The organism is Acinetobacter sp. UBA3025, from assembly GCF_002367915.1.
GTDB lineage: Bacteria > Pseudomonadota > Gammaproteobacteria > Pseudomonadales > Moraxellaceae > Acinetobacter.
This window is the reverse complement of the sequence record NZ_DFDO01000145.1, coordinates 1-10078: the sequence shown is the minus strand read 5'-3', so window position 1 is coordinate 10078 and position 10078 is coordinate 1. Positions and strand designations below refer to the sequence as shown.

Sequence of the window (10078 nt, the reverse complement as noted above, 5' to 3'; positions counted from 1 at the left end):
GCAAACTATGGGACAGCAGTGCCGTCAGGTGCTTTTTTTAGCTCAGGTGTTTTGTACAACGTTTGGACTAGTGGATGATTTAATCTAAGGTTTATGATCAGCACCGGTACGCTTGCTCAAGCTGTAACGCGCATAGCCATTGTAGGCGATATGGAACAGCAAGGCATGTAAAGCAATACTTGCAGCTACCAGAAACGAATTTGGCCCGCGTCCTGTATAGGCCATCCTTCTATAGATTTCCTCCGTCTGTGGATGCAGCCAGATGACTATAAACAAAAAGATAAATCCGAAGGTCATGGCAATAATCGTGGAACCCCAGACCAGTCTGCTTTTCTCTTCCTGGGTGGGTAGTCGGAGTTCTTTTTTCACAAAGTATCGGGCGCTGAGAAAGGCGGAGGCAATCAGGGCAGGAATCAGCAGAATGGCGCCCAGATTGAACACATAGATGAGTATGCCGACTATTAAGACCAGAGTCAGATAAACGGTGGCAAAATATTTAAGATAATGCGACATCGTTTTAGCCTCCTTATGCTGAGGTCTCTTCAGGATGGACGATTTTTACGTTGATGTCTACGGTATAGAACCCAGCCCACGATGATCACGACAATCGCAATAATCACATAACTGACCTGACTGAAGATTTTGTGCATCAATTCCTGGTTTTCACCAAAATAAAAACCGACACAGGCCAGGAACGTGGTCCAGATAATAGTACCCAGTCCGCTATAGAACATGAATTTCCAGAAAGGCATATGACTCATGCCGGCCGGGATACTGATGAGGGAGCGTACTGCCGGAATCATCCGGCCAAAGAACACAATCCGGTGTCCATACTGCTCGAACCATTCTAAAGATTTTTTCACGTCTTCAGATTTGATAAACAGGAATTTTCCGTATTTGTCTACAAATCTGAAAATACTGTCGTGGTTAAATTTGTAGCCAATCCAATAGAGCAATGCCGCTGCCAATAACGAACCGATACTGCCTGCAATAATGACTCCGACCAGCACTAATTCTCCCTGAGAAGCGGAATAGCCGGCAGAAGGCATGATAATTTCAGAGGGGATCGGGGGAAAGACATTGTCAAGAAACATGAGCAAGGCAATGCCCCAGTAGCTCAGCTGTTCCATGACAGAAATAATCCATTCAGTCAGATTCATAAAATTGGCAAAATAAAAAATACTGCTTGTATCCTAAGCAGTATTTTTAAGAGGGTAAAGTTAAGTTATATAAATGGCCAAGTGCGGATTAACTATGGGTTAAGGTATAAATGTAAACTTTACGTAAGCTGTAAGCCAGGCAAACTGGCAGAGCACTGAGCAGTAAATACTGTGCTGCTGTAGCCTCAATATGGTAGCCAATAAACAGGGCAAGAATGGCACCAATGATAGTTCCCAAGATCACAATAAACAGATGTGATTCTGCTTCTAGCTCATCTGTCAGTTGGGTAATACGTTCCAGTTTTGTATTTTCTTTAGGTTCGAATCTAACAATATTATCTGGATCCCGAGCAAGTGAATTGGCCATTTTGTTTTCCTTTTCATTTAAAAAATTAATTAATAATGAAAGACTTATGGTAACAAAGTAATGTGATATAAAGACTATCAAGCTTAGCTGTAAAAATATGCTGTTCTTGGTAAGGGATTGGTAAGTTTTTTATTGCAGATGTAATGCTTATGTAAACAAAAAGCCCTCCGAAGAGGGCTTAGATATTTTTAGTTACAAAACTGGAATTAGAGACGTTTACGTTTTGCAGCCAGAATTTGCGATTGACGCATACGGAAACCTTCTTTTTGTTTCTCGGTAGTTTTATCGATGCAGTACACACAAGATACGCCGTGTTCATAACTTGGCAGCGCTGCCTCTTCAGGTGTTAATGGCCAGCCACACGCATGACATTTGGTATTTTGACCTTCTTCCACACCATGTGTAACTGCAGTACGGCCATCAAATACGAAACATTCACCTTCCCACAGACTTTCTTCAGCTGGCGTTTCTTCCAGATATTTCAGAATACCGCCTTTCAGGTGATACACCTCTTTAAAACCTTCCTGAAGCAATAAAGAAGTTGATTTTTCACAGCGAATACCACCGGTACAGAACATGGCAATCTTCTTGTCCTTGTGCTGTTCCAGATTCTTTTTCACATATTCAGGGAATTCACGGAAAGTTTCAGTTTTTGGATCGATTGCGCCTTTGAAGGTACCGGCTTTGTATTCGTAATCATTACGGGTATCAACCAGAATCACATCATCACGTGCAATCAGCTCGTTCCATTCTTTAGGATCAAGATAATGGCCAACCAGATCTCGTGGCTTAACCGGTACACCTAAAGTCACAATCTCTTTTTTCAGCTTGATCTTCATTTTACGGAATGGTTTGTCAGAGCTATGAGATTCTTTGTATTCCATTTCGTTGAAGCCTTCATCAAGCAGGAACTTGTGTACTTTGTCGATAGCTTCACGGTTACCCGCAACAGTACCGTTAATGCCTTCACCTGCCACAATTAGAGTACCGCAAAGGTTGATGGTTTTTACCAAGTCTAAAAGACGTTGTTGCAGACCCTCAGGATCTTGAACTTCTTTGAATTGATAAAGTGCGGCAACAACCCAACCAGTCGTCGCTTGCTGTTCTACAGGTGCAAGCTGTTCTACAGTAGCGTTCATGGAATACTCCAACGTAGCATGATAATTTGAAAGGCGCATATTTTAACGTGATTTGAATGAATAAGCGAGTAAAAGGCCGGGTTTTAACGGACTTCAAATCGATAGGGAGAGCGTGTATAGTCATGCCGACCCAGGATTTTGATGCAATGATGCAGATGCTGGAAGTTGCAGCACAGTTGGAGTAAGTTTTGAGTTCGGATCGTCGTATTGCATCTTTGACCCCTTGCGCAGGGCGTTGCTCAACCGTATTTGGTGATGCGGTCTGTCGTGGTTGCCGCCGTTTTAATCATGAAGTGATTCACTGGAATAGTTATAACGCAGATCAACATACTGCGGTCTGGCAGCGGCTGGATGCACAGCTAGATCAGATTTTGGTCCCGATGCTGCCGATGGCGAATCTGGCCAAAGTGGAAACATTTGTCCTGTCTAAACGGGTGCGTCTACGTGAAGATGCGACTAAAGGTCGTAAGCTTTACCATGCCTTAAAACTCTGTGAAAAGAATCGTCATTTTACTGATGAAAGCGGTTTAGGCATTCATTACAAACAGGTGCGCCCGCTTTGGGATGAATTCGAACGTCGGGTACTGGCACTCGCCAAAGCCAGTTATGACCTGGCTTTTTTACGGGCAGATGGGATCAGCCAGCATCTGATTCATATGCAGGAAGAGGACTAAGTCCTCTTTTTTATTTAGTAAAATCATGATAGCTGAGGAAATGGCATGAATATCAGTGAATATATTCTCTATTGTCTGGCCGTCGTTATCATGATTGCCACACCTGGGCCTGTGATGTTGCTGGTCGCTAGTGCTGGACTGAAAGGTGGCTACAAGCATGCTTTGCAGACCATTTTCGGGACGAATTTTGCTTCTCTGGTATTGATCACCTTATCTATTTTTAGCTTAAAAGGCTTATTGGTCATTAATGAAAACTGGCTGAATGGCATCAAGCTGCTTGGCTGTTTATATATTGCCTGGCTGGGAATCCAGATTTTCCGGGAAGTCTGGCAAGGGCAGGGTTCAACCAGTTCACAAGGCTTGCAGCCAGTACAGGGTGGCTTCCGAACCGGTTTTCTGGTGGGGATCTCCAACCCCAAAGATATTATTTTCTTTGCTGCGTTTTTCCCGCAGTTTATTGGCATTACTCCAAACTTAGATTCCAGCTTAGTGATTCTGACGATCAGCTGGATTGTGCTGGATTTTTTGACTCTGTCATTAGTTTATTTAGGCTTTCAACGCTTTGCTAAATCCAGGCTGTATCCTTATTTGCTGGGTTTGTGCGGTTTGATTTTATTAGTAGTCGCAGTCTATGGAATATTGTCTGTACTCATCTAAAAATATTTATATAAAATAAAAATCCCGGTCTTAAGCCGGGATTTTTTATCTTTACGTCTTAGACATTGTGCTGCTGGCGGTAATGCACCAGTTCATCAATAGTGATCACGGTCAGCTGATGAGTCTGTGCATAAGACAATACCTGAATACCAGAAGCCATGGTGCCATCTGGATTGGTCAGTTCACACAGAACCCCGGCAGGTTTCAGTCCAGCCAGACGTGCAAGATCAATCGTACCTTCGGTATGACCACGACGGGTCAGCACACCGCCTTCACGGGCACGTAAAGGGAAGACATGCCCTGGGCGATTCAGGTCACTGGCGACAGCGCCGTCTTTAATGGCTGCTTTAATCGTGGTGGTACGGTCTTTGGCAGATACACCAGTCGTCACACCTTCCGCAGCTTCAATGGTGACAGTAAATGCAGTTTTAAACTGGCTAGAGTTATCCTGCACCATAGGTGGCAGTTCTAAATGATTGGCCAGTTCATCAGTCAGACATAGGCACACAATACCGGAACCATCACGAATCATACGAGCCATGGTTTCTACAGTCAAAGTCTCTGCTGCAATGATGAGGTCGGCTTCATTCTCGCGGTCAAAGTCATCCATCACCAGAACAGGTCTGCCTTGGCGGATGTCTTCGAGTGCTTGTTGGATGCGCTGTTCAGCGGGAGCTAAAGCGGAAAAGAAAATTTCGGGTTGAATCAAACTTGACATTGAAACGCTCACGTAAAGTAAAAGTACGATTGAACATTTCAGGACATAGTGAAAATAGGCTTATAGCAAAACAGTTTCATGCCAGGCATAAAACAGGGTGTACTGCTTTCGTCTTCTTTCATCCGGACTATACCGTCGGCTCTGGATTTGCACCAGATCTGCAGATCAATCGAAATTGACCGCTCGTGGGCTGATTTAGGAATAGAGATTTACTACCCTGAAATTACCACCGGTGGGGAATCTCACCCCGCCCTGAAGCGATGTAGGGCCATTATAGTCCTGATTTTTAAAAGATGGGATAGTTTGGCCAGTCACGAATTTGCAGAATTTCAGATAAGCAAAACAGATTATCTGAATTACTACAGTCCTTTAGCAAAAAACTGGAAACATGTTATGTTGCTATTAACAATAGAAATTGATCAATCATTCTGACAATGAAGAAAACCGAGCTGATCCATAATAATCCATTTTCTCCCTTGCTGTTTTGTGATGCAAAGGTTTTGTGTTATCTCAATATTTTGGGCGTTGCGCTGATTGCAGTCAGTTTGCTGTATTTAATGGCTGCGAACTGGTGGATGCTACCGAATCAGGTACAGTTAGCAATTCCAATGCTGGTTTTACTCTGTAGTGCAATAGCCAGCATTTACTTTAATCAGCGGGAATGGATCAGACAGAGTCTGGATACTGTATCTGGCCTGATGCTGGGCTTAAGTCTGGTGGTGATTGGGCAGATCTATCAGACTGGTGCGGATAGTTATCAGTTATTTCTGCTCTGGGCCGTATTGCTGTTGCCGTGGCTATATCGACCAAATATCGGGGTTTTTGCCATGCTTTGTGTGGTCAGTCAGCTGGCATTGTATTTTTACTTTAAGCAAAGTTTCTGGATGATACGGGCAGAAGGGTTGTATTTATTGACTTTGAACCTACTGACAGCCATCAGCTTTGCCTTTGCCATACGTTATTATCTGCTGCTGCGGTACCTGTTTATTGCACTCATTATTATGATTTCGATCAGCAGTATGATGCAGTTTACCCATCATTTTCAGCTGATCTATCTGGCTTCTTCAGTTGTTCTGCCAGCAGGTGCTGCATTTTATTTTTATCGTAAGCATCAGGCACTAGAAACCATTTTACTGATTGCAGGCTTGGCTGCCAGTTTGAGCCTATGGCTGTTTGAACTGGTGGACGATCAGCTTACCAATTCAGCAGCGGGCTTATTTATCTTGGCAATGCTGATCTTTGGCTGGTTTGCGATGATCAGTTTTGCCCTAAAGAAAATTTTTCCACAAACCAAATTCTCCGTCATTCCTTTGGCACTTGGTGCATGGATAGCTGGAATTATTCTGGCAGTCTTATTACTGACCTATTGGAAAGCAGTTTCAATTGTTTTAGGTCTCATTTTTATTGGCATCGCTTGGAAATTATTAAGTCAAAAGAATTCCATATTTCTACGTCAGTTTGCCTATTGTCTTTGGGTTTGCGGGCAAGCTGCGGTATTAATTCATACGGAACTGCTCACCGATAGTCTGTTTATAGTGTGGCTGTTGCAATTAATGATGCTGGCTCTGACTGTGATCAAACGGATGCACTGGTTCATTCTAACCTTACAGCTCTTGATAGCTCATGCTTTAGCAATTGTGGTTTTGGCATTAGAGAATTCCTTTAAGCATGATGATATTGTAATCACGCTTGCCCTAAGCTTGAACTATGTCATTTTTATCGGGCTAATTCTAACCGCTAGATATTGGCAGTCCTCAATTTATCAGAAAAGTATTCTGCTCTGGATCATTGCTATGCTGACAGGTTCAGCCGTGGTTCAATCTGTGACTGGATTAGAGCACTGGCAGGGCATCGGGCAGATCAGCCTTGACCACGGTCTGCTGTTTTATGTTCTTCCGAGCTTATTGTTGCTTGGTTTTATCTGGCAAAACTGGCAGCAATTTTCTGAAAAATTGCTCTGGCTGATTCCTGTATTTGGCATCTTACTCATTCTGTTGGGCTATTTTGAGATTTTTATTATTATGCTGCTTATGGCGTGGGCAGTGGTCTATCAGCAACGACTTATACAGGCACTTACCATTTTATTGCTGATCTTCTGGCTATGGATGCTGTATTACAATCTGGGCTTAAGCTTCCTATTAAAAAGCATCAGTATCTTTGCTTCAGGGATACTGGTCTTGTTGCTGGCCTATATTTTAAAGGGGTCAAAACTACAACATGAGCAAGGAGAGGCAAGATGAAAAAGTTTCTTCCTTTGCATCTGGCTATTTTCAGTATTGCCTTATTTTGTGGATTGATTGCGCAACATGAATGGCATCTTCGAGATAGCCAAAGTATTTATGTGGAGCTGGCACCAGTAGATCCGCGATCAATTCTGCAAGGCGATTATATGGCGCTGAATTATGATCTGCATTTTAGTGCACTAGCAGCGGAGAATAGATCAGAACAATCAGAAACTAAAATCAGTATTCAAGATTTTGAAAACCAGTCCCGTGTACTAAGCTATGTACAGCTTGATGAGCAAAGAAGAGTTGTCAAAACCAGTTTTAATCGAAGTGCGCTGGATCAGCCACGCTCAGCGCGATTAATTCTGAAGAATCCGCGGAATACCTTTGAAGGCTTATATCCGGCTGCCAACAGTTTTATGTTCGCTGAGGGACTTGAGCCTTGTTATCGTAATGCTAAATTCGCCGAATTAAAGCTAAAAGAAAATGGAGAAACTTTGTTGGCTGACCTGGTAGATCAAAATCTTAAGTCCTTAAACTGTGAGAACCGAAAAAGCTGGTGGCAGGGGCGTTAGTTTTATTTTAATCAGCCCATAAAAAAGCCCGCGAGAAGCGAGCTTTTGAGAATCTTGTTGAACCAGCTTAGGCAACCTGTACCGGAATGCAATTTGCAGTGTGATTCACAGTGTTATCCGGGTTGGCATAAACCAGACGTGGTTTATGAGCATTGGCTTCGGCTTCAGTGAAATCACCAAATGTTGCGATAATCACGATATCACCAACATCAGCCTGGTGCGCAGCACCACCATTCACAGAAATAATCCCTGAATTATCTTCACCACGAATGGCATAAGTAGTAAAACGCTTACCATTGGTCACGTTCCAAACATGAATTTCTTCGTATTCACGAATGCCAGCTAGATCCATCAAAACGCCATCAATTGCACATGAACCTTCATAGTGTAATTCTGCATGTGTAACAAAAGCGCGATGAATTTTGCATTTTAATAAACGAGATAGCATGGCTAGCGTCCCCTTAGTTGACCTAAGACTTTGATCTTATGGTTGAATCAATTTCTACGACACTGGATAAGTGGGTAGGCTTGCGCATTTTGCGCCTAAATGGCCAGCAAGGCAAGCGGAATTGTCCAGCAATTTATGAATGTTTAGTTCGGTTTATAAGCATTGATTTGATTCATTGCCTGTTGTACTTCACCGTTCACCAGCATTTTGGCGCGAGCAAGTGCATGGGCAATTGCATCGTCCATTAACTCTTGTTCACTGCTTGGTGCTTTACTCAGGACATGACCAGAAACACGGTCTTTAGAACCTGGGTGACCAATACCAATGCGTAGACGATGAAAGTTCGGACCGATATGCGGCACGATATCGCGTAAACCGTTATGTCCACCATGACCACCGCCAGTTTTCAGGCGAATAATGCCTGGATTCATATCCAGTTCATCATGGGCAATCAGGATTGATTCGGGTGCGATATTGTAGAATTTGGCGAAAGGAACAACACTTTTACCGGAAAGGTTCATGAATGTTGTAGGTAGAAGGAGACGGACGTCTTGACCTTCGATATTGCCACGACCGCTGAATCCATTGAATTTAGGGTCTTTTTTAAGGTTAATGCCATATTGATCTGCAAGGCGTTCTACAAACCAGAAGCCTGCATTATGGCGGGTTTGAGCATACTCAGAACCTGGGTTGCCCAAACCAACAATCAGTGAAATATTTGACACTAATCTACACCATTAACACTTATGCGCGTTTAAAGTCAGCGTGCATTGGAGTGTTTTTAGCTGGGTGACGTTGTAACGCTTGGATTTTAACGCTTTCAACTTTACCGTTTACATCAATTTCGATCACTTCTTCGAAGAATGAGTTGCTTTCTAAGAATTTAACAAGCTGACGAAGTTCAAGAGAAACAGCTACAGGAGCAGCTTCGCCACCATAGATGATCGCTGGAACTTTAGCAGCATGACGAAGGCGGCGGCTCGAACCTTTCCCTTGTTGTGCTACTTCACGTGCTTCTGCGTTTAATACGAAGTTTGCCATGATAGACATCCTATTTAAGTTTTAAATGAACCGGACCTGCGACCGATCCGGTGATAGAAAGCCCCGCCAAATGGCAGGGCTTTGGAAATTCAGCGCACTATTATAGATAAGAATCGAACATTGCGCTAATAGATTCTTCGTTGTTGATACGACGAATTGTTTCAGCAACCATGCTTGCAACTGAAACCTGGCGAATCTTGCCAAGAGCTAAAGCTTCTTCTGAAAGAGGGATGGTGTCAGTAACTACCAACTCATCGATCACAGAATTTTTCAGATTTTCAAGTGCTTTACCAGATAATACTGGGTGAGTCGCGTAAGCAACTACTTTGCGGGCACCGAAAGTTTTCAACGCATCAGCAGCTTTACAAAGCGTACCAGCAGTATCCACCATGTCATCAACGATCACACAGTCACGATCTTTCACATCACCAATCAAATGCATCACTTGTGATTCATTCGCTTTTTGACGACGTTTATCGATGATCGCCAGGTCGATATCACCCATCTGTTTCGCAACAGCACGAGCACGAACTACACCACCTACGTCAGGAGAAACAACCATCAGGTTATGATGCTGTTGTTGGCGTAAGTCAGCAAGCAGGGCTGGCGTACCGTAGATGTTGTCTACAGGAATATCGAAGAAACCTTGGATCTGGTCAGCGTGAAGGTCAATCATCACCACACGGTCAATACCTACAGTGGTCAGCATATCTGCAACAACTTTTGCAGTAATCGGCACACGGCTTGAACGGGGACGACGGTCTTGACGGGCATAACCGAAGTAAGGAATCACGGCAGTAATACGACCAGCACTTGCACGGCGTAACGCGTCAGCCATAACCAGGATTTCCATCAGGTTATCGTTGGTCGGTGCACAAGTAGGTTGTACGATGAATACGTCTTTACCACGAACATTTTCAGTGATCTCAACAGCGATTTCGCCATCAGAGAACTGGCCTACAGAGGCAGCGCCTAGAGGAATATGTAAGTGACTTACGACTTTTTGAGCGAATTGTGGATGCGCGGTTCCACTAAAAACGACAAGATTGGGCATGAAGCACCCTTGGCGGTTGG

The 10078-nt window shown here is 43.6% G+C and carries 13 protein-coding genes and 1 riboswitch; of the genes, 4 read left to right on the top strand and 9 right to left on the bottom strand.

Annotation, left to right across the window (positions count from 1 at the left end):
• Positions 1-84: 84 nt before the first annotated feature.
• From B4J23_RS06215 to B4J23_RS06200, 4 genes are all read right to left on the bottom strand, one after another.
• Positions 85-513: an ABZJ_00895 family protein gene (locus B4J23_RS06215; RefSeq protein WP_159123450.1), complete on the bottom strand. Its 429-nt coding sequence runs from the start codon at positions 511-513 to the stop codon at positions 85-87.
• Between the two features lie 29 nt (positions 514-542).
• Complete coding sequence (locus B4J23_RS06210; protein WP_291359340.1) at positions 543-1160, bottom strand: DedA family protein; 618 nt, start codon at positions 1158-1160, stop codon at positions 543-545.
• Positions 1161-1248: 88 nt separating this feature from the next.
• Positions 1249-1527, bottom strand: a complete 279-nt coding sequence (locus B4J23_RS06205; protein ID WP_291359338.1) for an FUSC family protein — start codon at positions 1525-1527, stop codon at positions 1249-1251.
• A 206-nt stretch (positions 1528-1733) separates the two neighbouring features.
• Entirely contained in the window at positions 1734-2666 is a 933-nt protein-coding gene (locus B4J23_RS06200; RefSeq protein ID WP_180179108.1) for a rhodanese-related sulfurtransferase, read from the bottom strand.
• A 188-nt stretch (positions 2667-2854) separates the two neighbouring features.
• Between B4J23_RS06200 and B4J23_RS06195 the strand changes: the two genes are divergently transcribed.
• Positions 2855-3340 carry a DUF1289 domain-containing protein gene (locus B4J23_RS06195; protein WP_179992824.1) on the top strand — a complete coding sequence of 162 codons (486 nt, stop codon included), beginning with the start codon at positions 2855-2857 and terminating at the stop codon, positions 3338-3340.
• Positions 3341-3385: 45 nt separating this feature from the next.
• Positions 3386-3997 (top strand): LysE family translocator, encoded by a 612-nt coding sequence (locus B4J23_RS06190; RefSeq protein ID WP_166137851.1) that lies wholly within the window; start codon positions 3386-3388, stop codon positions 3995-3997.
• A gap of 58 nt (positions 3998-4055) precedes the next feature.
• On the opposite strand, the gene ribB is transcribed toward B4J23_RS06190, so the two are convergent.
• Entirely contained in the window at positions 4056-4715 is a 660-nt protein-coding gene (ribB, locus tag B4J23_RS06185) for a 3,4-dihydroxy-2-butanone-4-phosphate synthase (protein ID WP_159123456.1), read from the bottom strand.
• 106 nt (positions 4716-4821) lie between these two features.
• Positions 4822-4978, bottom strand: a riboswitch (FMN riboswitch).
• Positions 4979-5149: 171 nt separating this feature from the next.
• Between ribB and B4J23_RS06180 the strand changes: the two genes are divergently transcribed.
• Complete coding sequence (locus B4J23_RS06180; protein ID WP_291359334.1) at positions 5150-6955, top strand: DUF2157 domain-containing protein; 1806 nt, start codon at positions 5150-5152, stop codon at positions 6953-6955.
• Entirely contained in the window at positions 6952-7515 is a 564-nt protein-coding gene (locus B4J23_RS06175) for a GDYXXLXY domain-containing protein (RefSeq protein WP_291359332.1), read from the top strand. Before B4J23_RS06180 ends, B4J23_RS06175 begins: the two co-directional genes overlap by 4 nt.
• Positions 7516-7582: 67 nt before the next feature.
• Here the strand turns inward: B4J23_RS06175 and panD are convergent, their stop codons facing one another.
• The 4 genes from panD to B4J23_RS06155 all read right to left on the bottom strand — a co-directional run bounded on the left by panD (position 7583) and on the right by B4J23_RS06155 (position 10058).
• Entirely contained in the window at positions 7583-7963 is a 381-nt protein-coding gene (gene panD, locus B4J23_RS06170; RefSeq protein ID WP_004784844.1) for an aspartate 1-decarboxylase, read from the bottom strand.
• Positions 7964-8106: 143 nt separating this feature from the next.
• Positions 8107-8688: an aminoacyl-tRNA hydrolase gene (gene pth / locus B4J23_RS06165; protein ID WP_180129867.1), complete on the bottom strand. Its 582-nt coding sequence runs from the start codon at positions 8686-8688 to the stop codon at positions 8107-8109.
• A 19-nt stretch (positions 8689-8707) separates the two neighbouring features.
• Entirely contained in the window at positions 8708-9004 is a 297-nt protein-coding gene (gene rplY, locus B4J23_RS06160; RefSeq protein ID WP_004784841.1) for a 50S ribosomal protein L25, read from the bottom strand.
• Between the two features lie 100 nt (positions 9005-9104).
• A complete protein-coding gene (locus B4J23_RS06155) occupies positions 9105-10058 on the bottom strand; it encodes a ribose-phosphate pyrophosphokinase (RefSeq protein ID WP_004784839.1) in 954 nt (317 codons plus the stop codon).
• Positions 10059-10078: the final 20 nt, after the last annotated feature.

What these genes read in the sequence shown, in the direction of transcription:
- panD (WP_004784844.1), bottom strand. Translation starts at nt 7,963, where the DNA reads ATGCTATCTCGTTTATTAAAATGCAAAATTCATCGCGCTTTTGTTACA.
- B4J23_RS06205 (WP_291359338.1), bottom strand. Translation starts at nt 1,527, where the DNA reads ATGGCCAATTCACTTGCTCGGGATCCAGATAATATTGTTAGATTCGAA.
- B4J23_RS06215 (WP_159123450.1), bottom strand. Translation starts at nt 513, where the DNA reads ATGTCGCATTATCTTAAATATTTTGCCACCGTTTATCTGACTCTGGTC.
- B4J23_RS06190 (WP_166137851.1), top strand. Translation starts at nt 3,386, where the DNA reads ATGAATATCAGTGAATATATTCTCTATTGTCTGGCCGTCGTTATCATG.
- B4J23_RS06180 (WP_291359334.1), top strand. Translation starts at nt 5,150, where the DNA reads ATGAAGAAAACCGAGCTGATCCATAATAATCCATTTTCTCCCTTGCTG.
- B4J23_RS06210 (WP_291359340.1), bottom strand. Translation starts at nt 1,160, where the DNA reads ATGAATCTGACTGAATGGATTATTTCTGTCATGGAACAGCTGAGCTAC.
- ribB (WP_159123456.1), bottom strand. Translation starts at nt 4,715, where the DNA reads ATGTCAAGTTTGATTCAACCCGAAATTTTCTTTTCCGCTTTAGCTCCC.
- B4J23_RS06175 (WP_291359332.1), top strand. Translation starts at nt 6,952, where the DNA reads ATGAAAAAGTTTCTTCCTTTGCATCTGGCTATTTTCAGTATTGCCTTA.
- rplY (WP_004784841.1), bottom strand. Translation starts at nt 9,004, where the DNA reads ATGGCAAACTTCGTATTAAACGCAGAAGCACGTGAAGTAGCACAACAA.
- B4J23_RS06155 (WP_004784839.1), bottom strand. Translation starts at nt 10,058, where the DNA reads ATGCCCAATCTTGTCGTTTTTAGTGGAACCGCGCATCCACAATTCGCT.
- B4J23_RS06200 (WP_180179108.1), bottom strand. Translation starts at nt 2,666, where the DNA reads ATGAACGCTACTGTAGAACAGCTTGCACCTGTAGAACAGCAAGCGACG.